Raw genomic sequence first — 18,343 nt, 5'->3', positions numbered from 1 at the left:
GAGCGCAGCCCCAACAGTCGGTGTCGGCCCCTCCCAGGGGGACGAGGGGGTCCTTCGTCAGGCCGTGCCGAGGACGACCTGGACTTCGCGGGAGCCGCCGTCGCGCACCAGCTCCAGGGTCACCGTCTCGCCGGGCTCGCGGGCGTCGACCGCGACCACCAGCTCCTCGGAGCTGGCCACCGGCGCCCCGTCGACGGCGATCACGACGTCCTGCTCCTCCACCCCGGCCTCGGCCGCACCGCTGCCGGGCTCGACGTTGAGCACCAGGGCGCCGTCGCGGGTGCCGTCGGTGACCGAGCGGGCGTTGACGCCGAGGCTGGCGTGCACCGCCGTCCCGGTGGCGATGAGCTCCTCGGAGATGTCGCGCACCGTGTCGATCGGGATGGCGAAGCCCAGGCCGATCGAGCCGCCGGTGGTGCCGTTGCCGCCGAGGGAGGCGATCGCGGTGTTGATCCCGATGACCGCGCCGGTGCCGTCGACGAGGGCACCGCCGGAGTTGCCCGGGTTGATCGGCGCGTCGGTCTGCACGGCGCTGATCACCGCGTTGGTGTCGCTGCCCTCGCCCGACAGCCGCACCGGCCGGTCCAGGGCGCTGACGATGCCGGTGGTGACCGTGCCGGCCAGGCCCAGCGGGGAGCCGATCGCCACGACCGGGTCGCCGACGACGAGCGCCTCGGACTCCCCCAGCGTCGCGCCGACCAGCCCGGGCTTCTCAACCTTGAGGACGGCGAGGTCGCTGGCCGGGTCGCGCCCGACGATGGTGGCCGCCGAGCCGCTGCCGTCGCTGAAGACCGCGCGGATCTCGGCGTCCTCGTCGTCGGCGGCACCGGAGACGACGTGGTTGTTGGTGACGATGTAGCCGCCCGCGGGGTCGACCACCACCCCCGAGCCGGTGGCACCGGCGTTGGCCAGGCTGACCTCGATGGAGACCACCGCCGGGCTCACCCGCCCGGCGATGTCGGCGACCGAGCCGGGCTCGCGGCTGACGCCGGGCGACACCTCCGACAGTTGCGTGCCGGGGGCCAACAGGGGCTGCTCGTCGGCGGTGCGGCCGAGCCACCAGGCCGTCGTCCCACCGGTGATGCCGACCAGCAGCAGGGCCAGGAGCGCCAGCACGGTGAGCCGCACGGACACGTCACGCAGCCGCAGCCGGCGCTGGCCCTGGCCGTCGACGACCACCGGGCCGGGCTGGTCGACCTCGGCGGGGTAGGCGGCGGGTGCGCCGAGGCCGGCGGGCGCGTGCGGGTCACGCCACGGGTCGGCGTCGGCGTCGGGCTTCCAGAACGGCGCGGCGGCGGTCCGGCGGCGCGGCCCCCGGCCGGCGGGCGGCTCACCGAGGCCGGTCGCGCCGCCCCGCGGGGCGAAGGCACGCAACACCGCCTCGGGCGGTGGTGGCGGCGGGGTCGGGGGCGGCGGCGCGGCCGGCCGGTCGGCACCGAAGGACCCGGCGACCTCCTGGGGGCGGCCGAAGGCGGCCTGGTGCGCCGGGTGCGGCTCGGGCGCCGGCGGGGTGCTGGGCTGGAGCCGGGAGTCCGACGGCGCGAAGGCCCCCGTCGTCCCCCGGGGCCGGCCGAAGACCCTCGCCTGGTCGTCCGGGCTGCCGGAGGTCTCGGTCAGGGCGTCCCGCCCGGGGGCAGGGTGCTGGTCGAGCCGACGGTGAGCGTGCGCACCACCGGGGGCACGATGTCGGTGCGCTCGGTCGGCACGGTGCGGTCGGCGACCCCGGCCACGGGTCCGCGCGGCTCGGAGGCGGCGGGCGGGGCCTCGGACGCGGGCAGGCCGTAGGCGAGCACGGCGACGCCGAGCCCGATGCCGGCCAGCGCCCCGGTCATGCCGCGGCGCAGCCAGCGGGAGCCCTGGTCGTGCCGGGCGGGGGCGGGCTCCGGCGGGGTGAGCGGGATGGCCCACGAGCCGCCGGCACCACTGGTGGTGAGGCCGTCGGCGCCGGCGCTGAGCCCGCCCAGGCCACCGGTGCCGGGCACGTCGGCGGTGAACGGGATGGCCTTGAGCCGGGACAGCAGATCGCACGGGACGTCGGGGCCGCCGCCGTGCTGCAGGGCGTCCTTGGCCTCACGCTGCGCGGCGACCGCCATCCGGCACTGCGCGCAGCCGGACAGGTGCCGGGCCGCGCGGGCCGCCGCGTTGCCGGAGAGCTCGCCGTCGACCAGGGCCGCGACGGCCTCCTGGGCGAGGTGGCTCGGCGGGATGCTCACGATGCCGCCCAGGCGGCGCTCGTCGGGCCGTTCGCGGTCGCTCACGCCAGGCCCTCCGCGGAGACCGGGGTGCGGCCGGGGGCCAGGTGCGCCAGCGCCTCGCGCAGCTGCACGCGGCCGCGGTGGATGCGGCTGCGCACGGTGCCGAGCTTGATGCCCAGCGTCGCCGAGATCTCCTCGTAGGTGAGGCCCTCGATGTCGCAGAGGACGACGGCCACGCGGAACTCCGGCGACAGCTTGTCCAGCGCCGCCTGGATCTGCGGGTCGAGGTGGGTGTCGGCGTAGACCTGCTCGGGCGAGGGGGCGGACCCGGGGAGCCGCTCGGTGTCCTCGGGGAGGGCGTCGAAGCGGATCCGCTGACGGCGCCGGACCATGTCCAGGAACAGGTTCGTGGTGATGCGGTGCAGCCAGCCCTCGAAGGTGCCCGGGGAGAAGTCGGCCAGCGAGCGGAACACGCGGACGAAGGTCTCCTGCGTGAGGTCCTCGGCGTCCTGCTGGTTGCCGGAGAGGCGGTAGGCCAGCCGGTAGACCCGGGCGGAGTGGTCGCGCACGACCTGCTCCCACGTGGGGGCGACCCAGGCCTCCACGCCGGCGTCGGGCAGCGCCGCGCCCGCGGGCTCGGTGGCGGCTGCTCCGGTCACACCGCCAGGATCGCAGACGACCGTCCCGGACACCTCCCCACCGGGGGTGGGCTGCTCGGTGGACCGCTGAGGGGACTGCTGGCTGGTGGTACGCGACAGACGCACACTCGGTCCAACGGACGGGCCCGACACCGGTGTTCCCGGGCGGGCGGACCCACAGGCAGTTGCCAGGCAGCCGGGACGCAGGGTGTCGGACCGCCCCCGCCCGGGCACGCAGCCCCCGTGCGCCACTACCCTTCTCCGGTGACCAGCGTTGCCGGACCGCCCCCCACCGGCGGCTCCCCGACCAGCGCTGCGGCCTTCGCCGACAGCTTCGCCACCGAGTCCCCGGCCATGGCCGCGGCCCGGCACCGCGCCGTCACCGCGGCCACCGAGCTGGGCACGGCGCTGCCGGTCGAGCCCGCGGTCGGGGCCGCCCTGGCCGTGCTGGCCGCCGGTGGCGACGCCCGGTCGGTCGTCTCGCTGGGCAGCGGTGGCGGCGTCGCGGGGCTGTGGCTGCTGGAGGGCATGCGCAAGGACGGCGTCCTCACCACGCTGGACGGCGACCCGACCGAGCAGCGCGCCGCGCGGCGGGCCTTCACCGAGGCCGGCGTCCCCAGCGGGCGCACGCGGATGATCTTCGGGACGCCGGGCGAGGTGCTCCCCCGACTGTCCCCCGGCGCCTACGACCTGGTCACCTGCGCCAGCCCGCCGCTGGAGTACGCCGGCCACCTGGCCGGCCTGCTCGGGCTGATCCGCCGCGGCGGGTCGCTGGTGTGCCTGGGCCTGCTCGCCGACGGCCGGATCGCCGACCGCGCGGCCCGGGACGAGCAGACCGTGGCCTGGCGGGAGATCGCCCGCACGCTGCGCGAGGACGAGACGCTGACCTGCGCGGTGCTGCCCGTCGGCACCGGCCTGCTGGTCGCCACCAAGCGCACCTGAGCCCCGGCGTCAGGAGGCGAAGGCGAACTCCCCCGCCGGCGCCCACGGCCCGCCGAGGTAGTGCCAGAGCCCGAGACCGCGCGCGGCGACCGTCTCGGCGACGAACGACGCCGACAGGTCCTCGAAGAGCGCGCGGGCGACCTCGGGGGCGACCTTGTTCTGCACGGTGACGTGCGGCTTCGACCACTGCCGGTCCTGCCGGCTCAGCCACGGGTCGAAGGCCGCGGCCAGGTCGCGGCGCAGCGCGGTCAGCTCCGGGGCGTCGAGGTCGATCGCCACGCCGCGACCCAGGAACCGCACCCCGGTCACGGCGACGTCGAACGGGGTGCGGTCGGCGACCTCGGCGAGCTCCCGGGAGACCTCGGCCAGGTGCTCGCCGGGCAGCGCGTGGAACATCGTCACGTGCGCCTGCAGGTGGTTGCGCTCGGCCGGGAAGTGCGCCGCGCGCAGCCGGTCGAACCGGCCCTGCGCCTCCTCGTCCAGCAGCAGCGTGACGATCAGCGGCGCAGGGCCGGTCTCCGGGTGGTTCACAGGATTGCGCGGGCGCCCTTGCCGAGCACGGTCACGCCGCCGGCGCTCACGTGATAGCGCTCGCGGTCGTGGTCGAGGTCGACACCGATCCGGGCACCCGGCGGGACGACGACGTTCTTGTCCAGGATCGCCCGGCGCACGATCGCGCCCTCACCGATGTGGACGCCGTCCATCAGCACGCTGCCCTCGACCCGGGCACCGCGCTCGAGCCGCACGTTCGGGGAGACGACCGAGCCGTGCACCGCGGCACCGTCGATGATCACCCCGGCGCTGACCATCGACTCCTCGGCCCGGCCGCCGAGGACGAACTTCGCCGGCGGCAGCATGGGCGGCAGGGTGTAGATGGGCCAGCGGTCGTTGTAGAGGTTGAAGATCGGGCTGACCGACACCAGGTCCATGTGCGAGTCGTAGTAGGCGTCGAGGGTCCCCACGTCGCGCCAGTAGCCGTGGTCGCGCTCGGTCTCGCCGGGCACCAGGTTGCTGGAGAAGTCGTAGACGTAGGCGTCGCCGGCCTCGGCCATCATCGGCATGATCGACCCGCCCATGTCGTGCACGGAGTCCTCGTCCTCGGCGTCCCGGCGCAGCGCCTCGAGCAGCGCGTCGGTGGTGAAGACGTAGTTGCCCATCGACGCGAAGGTCTCGTCGGGGCTGCCGGGCAGACCGGGCGGGTCGGCCGGCTTCTCGAGGAACTGGACGACCTTGCCGTTCTCGTCGGCGTCGATGACACCGAAGGCGGTGGCCTCCTTGCGGGGCACCCGCAGGCCGGCCACGGTCACGCCCGCGCCGGTCTCCAGGTGCTGCTGGATCATCTGCGCCGGGTCCATCCGGTACACGTGGTCGGCACCGAAGACCACGACGATGTCGGGCCGGTCGTCGTAGATCAGGTTCAGGCTCTGGTAGATGGCGTCGGCGCTGCCGGTGTACCAGCGCGGGCCGAGCCGCTGCTGTGCCGGCACCGGGGTGATGTAGCTGCCCAGCAGGGTCGACATGCGCCAGACCGTGGTGATGTGCCGGTCCAGCGAGTGGCTCTTGTACTGGGTCAGCACCGCGATCCGGCGGATGTCGGCGTTGACGAGGTTGGACAGCACGAAGTCGATGAGCCGGTAGTTCCCCCCGAACGGGACGGCGGGCTTTGCCCGGTCCTGGGTCAGCGGGGCAAGCCGCTTCCCCTCTCCACCTGCCAACACGATTCCGAGAACTCTGGGGCCGCCACGCATGTGGGCAACGTAACTGTTGACGCGCCACCGTGCGCCCCCAGGTCGTCGCCGACTCACCCCTTGGACGGAGGGTGGTCCCCCGGTGGCGCTCCACCCGGCGTCCCGCCCGATCACGATCCGTACACGAGTGATCAACAGCACGTGACGAGAGCCGGTCGGCTCCGCCAGGATGAGAGCCGGGCGCCGGCTCGGTCGACCGTCGTCCGCCGCAGGCGCTCCACCGCCGTCCGGCCCACGCCGGCGGCGGACACCCGGCGAGGGCGAGGGACTGATGACCGCAGCAGCCACACGGACGCGACAGGGGCGGAGCGCGTCCGCCGGACGCGGAGGGGTGGCACCCCGGCTCCGGGCCGCGCTGCTCGCCGCCGCCACCGTCCTGGTCGGCGCCGGGTCCGTGCTGCTGGCACCGCCGGCCGGCGCTGCTGCCTGCGCACCGGACCCCGTGCTGTGCCCGGAGCGGGTCCACGTCGGCGCCTCGGTCGCCGGGCTGCCCCGCGACCCGGGCGCGCTGGACGCGTTCACCGCCGCGACCGGGGTCTCCCCCAGCAGCGCGACGTTCTTCCTCGACTTCGGCGGCCAGGTCGACACCGGCGCGCTGCAGCGGCTCAGCGCGGGCGGGCGGCTGCCCATGCTGACCTGGGAGCCGTGGACCCACACCCGGCCCGGGGAGAACCCCTACTCGCTGACCGCGATCGCGGCCGGGGAGTTCGACGGCTACCTGAGGGCGCAGGGCGCGGCGCTGGCCGCCGTCGGCGCGCCGGTCGCCGTGCGCTTCGGGCACGAGATGAACGGCTCCTGGTACCCGTGGGGGCAGGGCGTCAACGGCAACACCCCGGAGGACTACGTCGCCGCCTACCGGCACGTCGTCGAGGTCGTGTCCGCCGCCGGGGCGGACGACGTCATCTGGACCTGGTCGCCGATCACGGTGATCTCCCGGCCGAACGTGCCCCTGGCCCCGCTCTACCCGGGCGACGACGTGGTCGACTGGGTCGGCCTGAGCGTCTACTTCAGCTCCCCCGTCGCGACCTACGCCGCCGACGTGCCGCCGACCCTGCGCCAGCTGGACCAGATCGCGCCGACCAAGCCGATCTACGTCGCGGAGTCCGCCGTGCTCCCGGGCCCCGACCGCCCGGCGATGATCCACGACCTGGTCTCCGGCCTGCTCACGATCCCGCGGCTGGTCGGCTTCACCTGGTTCGACCAGGACACCCAGCACGACTACCGCATCGAGAACGACCCGCCGGCCGCCGCGCAGCTGGCCGCTGAGCTCAGCTCGCCCTGGTTCGGCGGCGCCGGGCAGGTGGACGACCCCGTCGTGGCCGCACCGCTGGTGCTGACCCCACCGACCCTGAGCGGGACGGCCCAGGTGGGCGCTCCGCTGACCGCCACGCCGGGGACCTGGCGCGCCTCGGACGCCTCGGGCGCGCTGACGACCGGCCTGCGCTGGCACCGCTGCACCGACCCGCGGGCGGTCACCTCGTGCACCCCGACGGCCTCCACCGGCACCACCCACACCCCGGACCCCGCCGACCTCGGCCGGTACCTGCGGGTCGCCGAGACCGCGACCAACGACGTCGGCAGCACCGTGGCCTGGTCGCGGCCGACCGTCGCGGTCCTGATGACGCCGGCTGCTCCCGCCGCACCCGCGGTGGAGTCCCGGGACGGCGCCCTGCGGCTGACCTTCCCGCCGGCGCCGACCGGCACGACGCACTGGCAGGTCAGCGTCGACGGCGCCGTCCGGCCCCTGGTGCCCGTGGCGGACGGGACCTACTGGATCACCGGGCTGACCAACGGCGTCAGCCACCGCATGGAGCTGGCGGCGGCGTCCGCCTCGACGACGGGGCAGCTGGTGTCCGCCCCCACCGCCGGCACCGCCGTCCCGATGACCTCTCCCTGGACGCCGTTCACCACCCACTCCGCCGGCACGCTCACCGTCCGCCTCCCCGCCTCGGCGCCTCCCGGGGCCACCGGCTGGCACCTCACCGTCGGCGCCACCACCCGCACCCTCCCGCTGGGGACGACCTCGGCCGACGTCCCGGCCGACCCCGGCACCCCCTGGGCGCTGCGCGCCACCGCCGGGGACTGGGGCGGCCCGAACCTCTCCCTCCCCGCCACCGGGACCGTCCCCACCGCCGCGGCACCGGCCACCCCCGCAGCCCCCGCGGTGGAGTCCCGCGACGGCGCCCTGCGCCTCACCTTCCCCTCGCCGCCGGCCGGCACCACCCACTGGCAGCTCACCGTCGACGGCGTCACCCGACCGCTGGTCCCCGTCGCCACCACGACCTACTGGGTCACCGGCCTGACCAACGGCAGCAGCCACCGCCTCGGCCTGGCCGCGGCCACCGTCAGCGGCACGGCCACCACCTCCACCACCGCGATCGGTACCGCCACCACCGGCACCGCCGTCCCGATGACCACCCCGTGGACGCCGTTCACCACCCACGCCGCCGGGACGCTCACCGTCCGCCTCCCCGCCTCGGCTCCTGCCGGGGCCACCGGCTGGCACCTCACCGTCGGCACCGGCACGCGGACGCTGCCGCTGGGCACCGCGACCGTCGACGTGGCCGCCACCCCCGGCACGCCGTGGGCCCTGCGCGCCACCGCCGGGGACTGGGGCGGCCCGAACCTCTCCCTCCCTGCGACCGGCAGCGTCCCCACCGCCGCGGCACCGGCCACCCCCGCAGCCCCCGCGGTGGAGTCCCGCGACGGCGCCCTGCGCCTCACCTTCCCGGCTGCACCGGCCGGCACCACCCACTGGCAGCTCACCGTCGACGGGGCCACCCGCCCCCTGGTCCCCGTCGCCACCGGGACCTACTGGGTCACCGGGCTGACCAACGGCAGCAGTCACCGCCTCGGCCTGGCCGCGGCCACCGTCACCGGCACGGCCACCACCTCCACCACCGCGATCGGTACCGCCACCACCGGCACCGCCGTCCCGATGACCACTCCCTGGACGCCGTTCACCCTCTACAGCGGGGGCACCCTCACCGTCCGGCTCCCGACCCAGGCACCCGCCGGGGCCACCGGCTGGCTCCTCACCGTCGGCACGACCACCCGCACCCTCCCGCTCGGCAGCACCTCCACCGACGTCCCGGCCGGCCCCGGCACCGCGTGGGCGCTGCGTGCCACCGCCGGGGACTGGAACGGCCCGAACCTCTCCCTCCCGGCCACCGGCACCGTGCGCTGACCGCGTGCCGGCCGCCGCCGGCACCACGGGACAGCCGCTGAACGGACACGCGCGCGCACGCTGGGTCAGCGGCACGCCAGTCGGAGCAGCGGTGGACCCGCACAGAGGGCGCCGAGGTCACGGGGCGTCCATCGTCGTCCGCGACACGGGGCGACCTGGTCCAGGACGCGGTCACCCCCGCCCGGTGGGGTGACCTGGGTGCTTGCCCGTTCAAGCACCGGACGCCCCGTGCCGATTCAGCGTCGAGTCGGAGTCCCACGGAGGAGAGCACGTCATGCGCCTGAAGCCGCTCGGCCGTCCCGCCCGCACCCAGCCCGCCACCCCGGCGACGGACCGGGTGCCCCTGCGGGTCCGCGTGGGCCGGCGCCTGCGCGCCCGGAAGCTCGCCAGCACGGCGTGGTGCGCCCACTGCGAGGTGCGTCCCCGGGCGGACCTCGAGGGCGACGCCGGACGGTACTGCAGCCCCGCGTGCGCCCAGGCCGACGAGCTGGACAACTGGTCGATCGCCTGACCTGCCGGCCCTCCCGGCCGGCCGGGGTCAGGACCTCGTGTTGGCCACCAGTTCCAGCGCCCCGCGCAGCCAGAACTGCCCGGCCGGCGGCCCCCCGTTGCAGGTGCCGTCCGACCGGCCCGGGGTCTTGATCCAGAAGAACCCGTCGAGCAGGGGTTCGTCGGTCAGCAGCGTGCCCGGGGGCCGCCCCAGCGCGAGACCGCCGACGTTGCACCAGTCCCGTTCGTGAGAGCTGGAGCCCCGGCCGTTGCGGCTGCTGTCGACGACGAACCGCTTCCCCCCGGTCATCGCCGACACCGCGTTGGCGTACTCGAGCGCCGGCCCGTCGGCCACGTGGTTGGCGACGTTGATGCTGAACCCGTCGGCGCTGCCGACGTTGGCGCGCTCGAGCAGACCGGCCATGGCGGCCGGCGACACCCACATGGACGCGTCCAGGTAGACCCGGGCCCGGGGGCTGTTGGCCTTCAGGACGTCGACCGCACGACCCAGCACACGCAGCCGTGCCGCCCGCTCCGGCGGTGACATCTGCAGGGACAGCCCCAGGGCGTCGGGCTCCACGACCACGACGGCCGGTGCGTCGCCGAGGTGGTGCGCGACGGCACCGACCCAGGCCAGGTAGGCCGAGGTGTCCGGGAAGCCGCCAGCGGAGTGACCCCCCAGGTCGCGGTCCGGGATCGCGTAGAGCACCAGCGGCACGGGCAGGCCACCGGCCGCACGCGCCCAGGTGCCGACCGTCCGCGGCTCCGTCGTCTCACCGATCCAGGTGAAGGTGGGCTGCTCGGCCAGGACCCCCAGCTCGGGGTGCTCGCCGACGACGGCGTCGACGTCCGTGGGCCCCTTCCACAACCGCACCCCGGCGACCGGCCCCCCTGCTCCTGAGCCCGACATCGTCAGGCCCAGGAGCAGGGCGAGGACCAGGCAGCCGGCGACCGAGGTCGCCCGCACCGCACCGGTCCCGCGCGAGGTCGCGACCATCGCGGCCGGGTCAGGCCTGCGCCGCGGCCCGCGCGGCGGCCCGCCGCGGCAGGAAGCGGGGCCGGGTGCGCTGCGAGGGCTGCCGCTCCTGCCAGGCGAGGAAGGCGATCGGCATCCAGATGTAGGCGTTCAGGACGCTGAACACCAGGATCGGGGCGACGTCGACGATCCCGCGCCCCTGGGCCAGCCAGTGGACGACACCGGCGACCATGAGCGCGTTGGTGGAGGCCGTCCAGCCCACCATCAGCCGGGTCACCTGCGCCGTCATCCCGGTCTTCCGCGTCTGCCCGGTCGGCACCCAGTCCGCCGCCCGGCCCTGCAGGGCGTGCCAGATCGCCGCCGCGTGCGCGAACGAGGAGATCGTGTAGACCCGCAGCGTCGCCGGCCGCCAGTGCGTCCGGTGGATGACCGCGATGAGCGGGTAGAGCAGGAAGGTCGGCAGCAGCCAGAAGAAGTTCGACAGCACGATGCGGTCGGGCAGGAACCACAGCATGACCAGCGTGGGCAGGGACAGCAGGTACACGCCGACCCCGGTGCTGATGTAGTAGCCGAACCCGGTGAAGAAGCACAGCCGCTGGCGGTAGCGCAGCGGCGCGTCGTGGAACGCCTTGTCCGCCAGCAGGCTCATCGACCCCAGGCACCAGCGGTACTGCTGGGAGATGAAGGACGAGAGCTTGTCCGGGCAGAGCCCCTTGGCCACCACGACCGGCACGTAGACGGTCTTGTAGCCGACCTTCATCAGGTTGACGCCGGTGTGCACGTCCTCGGAGTGGCCGATCTGGGCGAACCCGCCGGACTCCTCCAGCGCCGACCGCCGGTAGATCGCGCAGGTGCCCACGCAGATGGGCGCGCCCAGCTTGTCGCGGGAGACCTGGGCCCAGCGGTAGAAGCTCTCCTGCACCGAGCCCGCGCACTCCTCCAGCCAGCTCTGCCGCTTCTTGTCGGCGTCGAAGAACTGCGGCGACTGCACGATCGCGATCTCCGGGTCGCCGAAGTACGGGACCAACTCGCTCAGGAAGTCCGACCGGGGGCAGAAGTCGGCGTCGAAGATGACGATCAGGTCGCCCCCGGTGCGGTCGAACGCGTACTTGAGGTTGCCGGCCTTCTTCAGCAGCGGCCGGTTGTCCCGCACGTCGTAGTCGAACCCGTACTCGGCGGCGAGCTCGGCGACCTGCGGCCGGGCCGAGTCGTCCATGACCCGGACGACGAGCTCACCCGGCCACGCCAGCCGGGCCACGTGCTCGTAGGTGTTGCGGAGCACCTCCAGCGGCTCCCCGGCCGAGGGCAGGAAGACGTCGATGCTCGGGACGGTCTCCGGCTCCCACGTCGCGACGATGCGGTCGTGGTCCAGCCGGGAGATCCGCCGGCGGCGCGTGGTGGCGATGTGCGTCAGCACCATGTAGCCGATGAAGATCGTGACCATCGGCCAGAACAGCCAGAGCGCCGGCGTGGTCGCCGAGAACAGCACCAGGCTCAGCGCCGCCGAGCAGGCGGCGACGGTGCGCGCGGTGATGAACCAGATGTGCTGCTTGCCGAAGTAGGTGAACTTGTCCTCGTCCGACGGCGCCGCGGGGAGGCCCTCGACGACCGGGGCCTGCCCGGCCAGCGGGCGCCACGAGGGCCGGGTGCGGAGCGCCACCGGCGTGGACGTCCCGGGGTGGGTGAGGTCGGACATCACAGCTCCTCGAAGAGGGGGGCCAACATGGGCGCGAGCCAGGCCGCGTAGGTGTTCGTGACGTGTCCGGCGTCGCGGCGGACGGTCATGTTCTCGACGACCGCCGGGCAGGTCTGCGTGCAGAAGAAGGGCAGGGTGTCGACGAACTGGTAGCCGGCCCGGTCCACCGCGGTGTGCACGGCGGTGTGCCGGTCGGGGAAGAAGGCGAAGGCCCCGTCGAGCGGCACGGCGCACCGCGACGCGTCGGCGAGGTTCTCCTGCAGGCAGGCCAGCGGGTCGTCGCCGACGAACGGCGTGTCCTGCAGGTAGACGATGCGGCTGTCGGCCCCGGACATCGCCCGCAGCCCGTCGACCGTCGCCTGGCCCCACTCGTCGTCGGTCATCGAGCTCCAGACCACCTGGTCGCTCTGGCTGGACACGATGAGGTCCGGGTCCAGCGTCCGCACGCGCTCCTGGACGGCCGTCCGCCAGGTGGAGCACTCGGTGTACGTGCGCTTGAGCTGGTCGCTGTAGACCGGGCCCATCTGCGCGATCGGGCAGGCCGACTTGGTGAAGCTGTAGAGCCGGTAGCCGTGGGTGCGGGCCTGCTCCTCCAGCGGGGCGAGCCACTGCTGGGCGTGGGAGTCCCCGATGAGCACCATGCTCTTCGTCCCCTGCGGGTCCCCGGACAGGCACGTCGGCTGCTCGGTCTCCAGGAAGTCCAGGTGGCACCCGTCGTCGCTGGAGCGCGGGGTGTCGTCCCGCGCCACACCCAGGGCCGGCGTCAGGTTCGACGGCAGCGCGGTGATGCCGGCGCTGGCGTCGATGGCCCGGGAGACCTCGGTCAGGTCCGCCGTCCGCAGCGCCACGGCCTGCCGGGCCTCACCTGTCCCCACCAGGTTCGGCAGTGACAGCAGCAGGACGAACGCCGTCCCGGCCGCCACCGCGGACATCGCCGTCCCGGCCACCAGCCAGCCGCGCAGCGTGAGGCTGTGCCGGGCGGCGGCGTTCTCGAGGAAGTACGTGAGCACGGCGGCCCAGAAGGCCAGGAACACGATCTCGACCTGGTAGCCCCAGCCGAGCTCCCGGCCCAGCCAGGCCGGCAGCAGGATCAGCATCGGCCAGTGCCACAGGTACCAGGCGTAGGAGACCTTGCCCATGTACTGCATCGCCCCGTGGCCCAGCACCCGTTGCAGCGAGGGCACCTCACCGAGGGTGCCGGCGGCCAGCAGCGCCGCTGCCCCGGCGACCGGGACGGCGGCCGCCCACCCGGGGTAGAGCGTGCGGTCGGTGTAGAGGAACGCGGTGGCGACGATCGCCGCCACCCCGGACCACGCGAGCACCGCACGGACGCCCTGCGGCATCACCAGGCGGTGGGCCAGCAGTGCCAGCAGGGCACCGACGCCCAGCTCCCACGCCCGGGTGTGGATGGAGAAGTAGGACAGCGAGGTGTCCTGCGGGGTCTGCACCACCGAGGCGAGGAACGTGCCGGCGGAGATGACCGCGATGGCGCCGACCATCAGCGCGCGGTAGTGCCTGCGGCGACCGATCAGCAGGCACAGCGCGATCAGCAGCGGCCAGACGACGTAGAACTGCTCCTCCACCGACAGCGACCAGAAGTGCTGCAGCGGAGACGGCGGCGCGGTCGCGTTCTGGTACTGCACCCCCTCGAAGGCGAGGTGGTAGTTGATCCCGTAGACGGCGGCGTAGAAGACGTCGGTCATCGCCGACTGCGCCTGGGTCACCGGCAGGAACCACCGCGCCATGGCGACGGAGAAGACCATCACCAGCACGGCGGCCGGCAGCAGGCGCCGCATGCGCCGGCCGTAGAAGCGGGCGAAGGAGATCCGACCGTCCCGCTCCGCTTCGGCGGCGAGCGCAGAGGTGATCAGGTAGCCGGAGATGACGAAGAAGACGTCGACGCCGACGTAACCGCCGGTCACCCCGGGCACGTGGGCGTGGTAGAGGACGACCAGGAGCACCGCCACGGCGCGCATGCCCTGGATGTCGGTGCGGTGCCGCCGGACGGCGGGCGGAGCCTTCTCCACCGCCATCTCTCGCGGTGGGCTCAGGGAGACTGTGGCCACGATTTCTGTGTCCCATCCGGGCGCTGCCGCGCCCGAGTCGAATTGTGTTCCGCCATTCCGGCACAGCGCTGGGCCATGACCGTGCGGTGGGGGGAGAGGGGTGGTCCGGGGGCCGTGTCGACCCGGACGGAGGCGACTACTGAAGGTCGCTGCAACTGACTCCACCGACGCGCCCCTCGGAGCGTCCCCCGAGGGTCCGTGTCGCCGGACAGCCTCGTCGTCGAGGCGCTGACACCATGATGACCAGGACATATGTCGTTCTGTCCAGCCCGCCGCGTTGCGGGTTCGTCAACTTCTCGTCACAACGTAGCGCATCCATCTCGTCACGCAGAGCGAGAGACCGACATCACGCTCCGTGTCGACTTCTCGACTTGACGACAGGCTGCGCGGTCCGTCAGGGTCGTTCCCAGACGCCTCGACGACGAGGCCGGCAGGTCGGTCCCCACCCCTTCGACCGCCTGCCCGTGAGTCGGCGCTCGCCATTGTCGGCGACCATTCCCCGACCCTCTCCCCCCTTTCTCGGACACGAACTCGACCAGCAGAGAAGAGTCCTCGCATGAAGATCTCGGTCATCGGTTGCGGCTACCTGGGTGCGGTCCACGCCGCCTCGATGGCCGAGCTGGGGCACGACGTGGTGGGCATCGACGTCGACCCCGGGAAGATCGCCCGGCTGTCCCGGGCGGAGGCCCCGTTCTACGAGCCGGGGTTCGAGGCGCTGCTCGGCACCTCGCTGGCCTCCGGGCGACTGCGCTTCAGCACCGACATCGCCGACGCCGCCGGTGCCCGCGTCCACTTCGTCTGCGTGGGCACCCCGCAGAAGCGCGGCGAGTACGCCGCCGACCTCCGCTACGTCGAGGCAGCCGTCGAGTCCCTGCTGGAGGTGCTCGAGCCCGGCGACCTGGTGGCGGGGAAGTCCACGGTGCCCGTCGGCACCGCGGCGCGGCTGGCGGAGCTGATCGAGGGCAAGGTGCCCGGCGCGATGCTGGCCTGGAACCCGGAGTTCCTCCGTGAGGGCTTCGCCGTGGAGGACACCCTGCACCCGGACCGGCTGGTCTACGGCATCTCACCCGGTCCTGATGGGCAGACCGCCCGCGCGGTGCTGGACGAGGTGTACGCCCCGATCGTTGCCGCCGGCACCCCGCAGGTCGTCACCGACCACCCGACGGCGGAGATGGTGAAGACCGCGGCCAACTCCTTCCTGGCCACCAAGATCTCCTTCATCAACGCCATGGCCGAGCTGTGCGAGGCCACCGGCGCCGACGTCAAGCAGCTCGCCGACGCCATCGGGCACGACGACCGCATCGGCCGCAAGTTCCTCAACGCCGGACTCGGCTTCGGCGGCGGCTGCCTGCCCAAGGACATCCGCGCCTTCATGGCCCGCGCCGGCGAACTCGGTGCCGACCAGGCGCTGACGTTCCTGCGCGAGGTCGACAACATCAACATGCGCCGGCGCATCCGGATGGTCGAGCTGGCCCGCGAGGTCTGCGACGGGTCCCTGCTCGGCAAGCGCGTGGCCGTGCTGGGGGCTGCGTTCAAGCCCGACAGCGACGACATCCGCGACTCCCCCGCGCTCAACGTCGCCGCCCAGCTGCAGCTGCAGGGCGCCGTCGTCCGGGTCACCGACCCGGCGGCAGGGGACAACATCCGGAGGTCGTGGTCGCAGCTGGACGTCGTGGACACCGCCGAGGAGGCCGCCGAGCGGGCCGACGCGGTGCTCGTGCTCACCGAGTGGCAGCAGTTCCGTGACCTGGACCCGGCGGCCTTCGGCGAGGTGGTGGCCAAGAAGCGGGTGCTCGACGGGCGCAACGCCCTCGACATGGACCGCTGGGTGGCCGCGGGCTGGACCTACCGCGCCCTGGGCCGCCGCGCCGGTTGACCGGACGCGGGACCCGCTGGCGCGCCCCGTCCGGCCCGCGGACCTAGGGTGAGCGGCGTGCGCGTGGGAGTGGTGACGAGGGAATGGCCGCCGGACGTCTACGGGGGCGCGGGGGTGCACGTCGAGCACCTGGTCGCGGCCCTGCGCGGGCTCGATCCGGCCCCGGAGATCGACGTGCACTGCTTCGGCGGTCCACGGCCCGCCGGCAGTCCCGGCGCCGACGCGACCGGTCACGCCGTGCCCGCCGGGCTGCAGTCGGCCAACGGCGCGCTCCAGGCGGTCGGCATCGACGTCGAGATCGCCGCGGCGCTGGCCGGCGCCGACCTGGTGCACTCGCACACCTGGTACGCCAACCACGCCGGACAGCTGGCCCAGCTGGTGCACGGCTCGGCCCACGTGGTCACCGCGCACTCGCTCGAGCCGCGCCGGCCGTGGAAGGCCGACCAGCTCGGCGGGGGCTACCGGCTGTCCTCCTGGGTGGAGCGCACCGCCTACCTCGCCGCGGACGCCGTCATCGCGGTCAGCCGCGGGATGAAGACCGACGTGCTGTCGGTCTACCCCGAGCTCGACCCGGCGAAGGTGCTGGTCGTGGGCAACGGCGTCGACGCGCAGGCCTACCGCCCGATCGAGGCCCCCGACGTCGTCCGCAGCGTGGGCGTCGACCCTGACCGGCCCTATGCCCTGTTCGTCGGTCGGATCACCCGGCAAAAGGGGCTCATGCACCTGCTGGCCGCGGCCGACCAGCTGCCGCCCGAGGCAGGTCTCGTGCTCTGCGCCGGCGCCCCGGACACCCCTGCCGAGCGCCAGCAGTTCGCCGACGGCGTCGCAGCGCTGCAGTCCCGCCGCTCGGGCGTGGTGTGGATCGAGCAGATGCTGCCGCGCGAGCAGCTGGTGCCGCTGATCACCGGGGCGACGGTCTTCGTCGTCCCTTCGGTGTACGAGCCGCTGGGCATCGTGAACCTGGAGGCCGCGGCCTGCGGGACGGCGGTCGTGGCCAGCGCCGTGGGCGGCATCCCCGAGGTGGTCGACGACGGCCGCACCGGCCTGCTGGTGCCCTACACCGAGGACGACCCGGCCGCGTTCGCCGCCGGTCTGGCCGCCCGGATGGCCGAGCTGCTCGCCGACCCCGCGCGGGCGGCCGAGATGGGCCGGGCCGGCCGCGAGCGGGTGCTCGCCGAGTTCGGCTGGCCGGCCATCGCCCAGCAGACCGTGCAGGTCTACGAGCAGGTGCTCGCGAACCGCAGCTGACGACGGTGGCCGGCCCGCCCGGGCCGGCCACCGCAGCCCTCAGAGCTCCGGCTTGAGCTGCACCTTCACGTAGCCGTCGGCCTTCTGCTGGAACTTCGCGTAGGCGTCCGGCGCCTCCGACAGCGGCAGCCGGTGGGTGGCGAAGGAGTCCACGCCCAGCGGGTCGTCGTCCCCGAGCAGCGGCATGATCTCCGGGACCCACTTCTTGATGTTGGCCTGGCCCATCCGCAGCTGGACCTGCTTGTCGAACATCACCGACAGCGGCATCGGGTCGGCCGCGCCGGCGTAGACGCCGGACACCGAGATGGTGCCGCCGCGGCGGACGATGTCGATCGCGGAGTACAGCGCACTCAGCCGGTCGACGCCGGCCTCCTTCATCACCGGCGCGGACAGCGCCTTGGGCAGCAGCCCGGCCGCCTTCTGCACGAACCCGGCGAGCGGCGACCCGTGGGCCTCCATGCCGACGGCGTCGAGCACCGAGTCCGGCCCGCGGCCGTCGGTCATGTCACGGAGGGCGTCACCGAGGTCGCTCTCGTGCTCGCGCAGGTCGACGACCTCGACGCCGCGCAGCCGGGCGCGCATCAGCCGCTCGGTGACCAGGTCGACGCCGATGACCCGGAAGCCCTTGTGCTTCGCGATCCGGCAGGCGAAGTCACCGATCGGGCCCAGGCCCAGCACGACCAGCGTGCCGCCCTCGGGCACCGCGGCGTACTCCACGCCCTGCCAGGCGGTGGGCAGGATGTCGGACAGGTAGGCGAACCGGTCGTCCGGCGGGCCCTCGGGCAGCAAGACGTGCGTGAACTGCGCCTGCGGCACCCGCAGGTACTCCGCCTGCCCGCCCGGCACCTCGCCGTAGAGCTTCGAGAAGCCGAACAGCGCCGCACCCATGCCCTGGTCGCGCACCTGGGTGGTCTCGCACTGGGTGTACAGCTGCCGCTGGCACATCCAGCAGTGCCCGCAGGAGATCTGGAACGGGATGGACACCCGGTCACCGACGCGGAGGTCACCGGTCTGCGAGCCGACCTCGACGACCTGCCCCATGGCCTCGTGGCCCAGGACGTCGCCCTTCCCCATGAACGGGGAGAGCGGGTCGTAGAGGTGCAGGTCGGACCCGCAGATGTTGGTGGTGGTCACCCGGATCACCGCGTCGGTCGGTTCCTGGACGAAGGGGTCGGGGACCTCCTCGACGCGGACGTCCGCGGTGCCGTGCCAGGTGACTGCCTTCATGGGGTTCCGATCGTCAGGGACGCACAAGATCACGTCGTCCCTGGACCGGTGCCCC

14 protein-coding genes are annotated in these 18,343 nt (G+C 73.8%); 5 read left to right on the top strand and 9 right to left on the bottom strand.

Annotated elements, in window-relative coordinates:
- Positions 1-57 precede the first annotated feature (57 nt).
- The 3 genes from O2W14_RS16410 to sigE form a co-directional block, all read right to left on the bottom strand.
- Positions 58-1,377, bottom strand: coding sequence for a S1C family serine protease (locus O2W14_RS16410; protein WP_269177183.1), 1,320 nt, complete (start codon positions 1,375-1,377; stop codon positions 58-60).
- A 236-nt stretch (positions 1,378-1,613) separates the two neighbouring features.
- Positions 1,614-2,258, bottom strand: coding sequence for an anti-sigma factor family protein (locus tag O2W14_RS16405; protein WP_269177182.1), 645 nt, complete (start codon positions 2,256-2,258; stop codon positions 1,614-1,616).
- Positions 2,255-2,854, bottom strand: a complete 600-nt coding sequence (gene sigE / locus O2W14_RS16400; protein WP_269177181.1) for an RNA polymerase sigma factor SigE — start codon at positions 2,852-2,854, stop codon at positions 2,255-2,257. The genes O2W14_RS16405 and sigE overlap by 4 nt, the downstream gene beginning before the upstream one ends.
- A gap of 243 nt (positions 2,855-3,097) precedes the next feature.
- Here sigE and O2W14_RS16395 point away from each other — a divergent pair, with 243 nt between their 5' ends.
- Complete coding sequence (locus O2W14_RS16395; protein WP_269177180.1) at positions 3,098-3,775, top strand: O-methyltransferase; 678 nt, start codon at positions 3,098-3,100, stop codon at positions 3,773-3,775.
- Between the two features lie 9 nt (positions 3,776-3,784).
- Here O2W14_RS16395 and O2W14_RS16390 read toward each other — a convergent pair whose 3' ends face one another.
- Both O2W14_RS16390 and glgC read right to left on the bottom strand, forming a co-directional pair.
- Positions 3,785-4,306 (bottom strand): 2'-5' RNA ligase family protein, encoded by a 522-nt coding sequence (locus O2W14_RS16390; RefSeq protein ID WP_269177179.1) that lies wholly within the window; start codon positions 4,304-4,306, stop codon positions 3,785-3,787.
- A complete protein-coding gene (glgC, locus tag O2W14_RS16385; protein ID WP_442928841.1) occupies positions 4,303-5,493 on the bottom strand; it encodes a glucose-1-phosphate adenylyltransferase in 1,191 nt (396 codons plus the stop codon). Before glgC ends, O2W14_RS16390 begins: the two co-directional genes overlap by 4 nt.
- Before the next feature lie 361 nt (positions 5,494-5,854).
- Between glgC and O2W14_RS16380 the strand changes: the two genes are divergently transcribed.
- Both O2W14_RS16380 and O2W14_RS16375 read left to right on the top strand, forming a co-directional pair.
- The gene (locus tag O2W14_RS16380) at positions 5,855-8,710 is read left to right on the top strand and encodes a glycosyl hydrolase (RefSeq protein ID WP_269177177.1); all 2,856 of its coding nucleotides are present in this window, start codon (positions 5,855-5,857) and stop codon (positions 8,708-8,710) included.
- A gap of 274 nt (positions 8,711-8,984) precedes the next feature.
- Entirely contained in the window at positions 8,985-9,221 is a 237-nt protein-coding gene (locus O2W14_RS16375; protein ID WP_269177176.1) for a hypothetical protein, read from the top strand.
- Positions 9,222-9,248: 27 nt separating this feature from the next.
- Here O2W14_RS16375 and O2W14_RS16370 read toward each other — a convergent pair whose 3' ends face one another.
- The 3 genes from O2W14_RS16370 to O2W14_RS16360 are packed head-to-tail and all read right to left on the bottom strand — an operon-like array spanning position 9,249 to position 13,898.
- On the bottom strand, positions 9,249-10,196 hold the full coding sequence (locus O2W14_RS16370; RefSeq protein WP_269177175.1) for a glycoside hydrolase family 6 protein: 948 nt from the start codon (positions 10,194-10,196) through the stop codon (positions 9,249-9,251).
- Positions 10,197-10,206: 10 nt separating this feature from the next.
- Positions 10,207-11,871: a glycosyltransferase family 2 protein gene (locus O2W14_RS16365; RefSeq protein ID WP_269177174.1), complete on the bottom strand. Its 1,665-nt coding sequence runs from the start codon at positions 11,869-11,871 to the stop codon at positions 10,207-10,209.
- Positions 11,871-13,898: an acyltransferase family protein gene (locus O2W14_RS16360; protein ID WP_269177173.1), complete on the bottom strand. Its 2,028-nt coding sequence runs from the start codon at positions 13,896-13,898 to the stop codon at positions 11,871-11,873. The genes O2W14_RS16365 and O2W14_RS16360 overlap by 1 nt, the downstream gene beginning before the upstream one ends.
- 595 nt (positions 13,899-14,493) lie before the next feature.
- Between O2W14_RS16360 and O2W14_RS16355 the strand changes: the two genes are divergently transcribed.
- On the top strand, positions 14,494-15,813 hold the full coding sequence (locus O2W14_RS16355) for a UDP-glucose dehydrogenase family protein (RefSeq protein ID WP_269177172.1): 1,320 nt from the start codon (positions 14,494-14,496) through the stop codon (positions 15,811-15,813).
- 57 nt (positions 15,814-15,870) lie between these two features.
- Positions 15,871-17,061 (top strand): glycogen synthase, encoded by a 1,191-nt coding sequence (gene glgA / locus O2W14_RS16350; protein WP_269177171.1) that lies wholly within the window; start codon positions 15,871-15,873, stop codon positions 17,059-17,061.
- Positions 17,062-17,100: 39 nt separating this feature from the next.
- Here the strand turns inward: glgA and O2W14_RS16345 are convergent, their stop codons facing one another.
- A complete protein-coding gene (locus O2W14_RS16345; protein ID WP_269177170.1) occupies positions 17,101-18,288 on the bottom strand; it encodes a zinc-dependent alcohol dehydrogenase in 1,188 nt (395 codons plus the stop codon).
- Positions 18,289-18,343: the final 55 nt, after the last annotated feature.

The organism is Modestobacter sp. VKM Ac-2986 (assembly GCF_026967795.1).
Taxonomy (GTDB): Bacteria; Actinomycetota; Actinomycetes; order Mycobacteriales; family Geodermatophilaceae; genus Modestobacter.
Note: the sequence above shows the minus strand (reverse complement) of the source record. Positions and strands in the feature narration are given on the sequence as shown.

Bases quoted from the DNA above. Each gene is read 5' to 3' on its own strand.
- O2W14_RS16355 (WP_269177172.1), top strand. From the start codon at position 14,494: ATGAAGATCTCGGTCATCGGTTGCGGCTACCTGGGTGCGGTCCACGCC.
- O2W14_RS16370 (WP_269177175.1), bottom strand. From the start codon at position 10,196: ATGGTCGCGACCTCGCGCGGGACCGGTGCGGTGCGGGCGACCTCGGTC.
- O2W14_RS16345 (WP_269177170.1), bottom strand. From the start codon at position 18,288: ATGAAGGCAGTCACCTGGCACGGCACCGCGGACGTCCGCGTCGAGGAG.
- O2W14_RS16375 (WP_269177176.1), top strand. From the start codon at position 8,985: ATGCGCCTGAAGCCGCTCGGCCGTCCCGCCCGCACCCAGCCCGCCACC.
- O2W14_RS16365 (WP_269177174.1), bottom strand. From the start codon at position 11,871: ATGTCCGACCTCACCCACCCCGGGACGTCCACGCCGGTGGCGCTCCGC.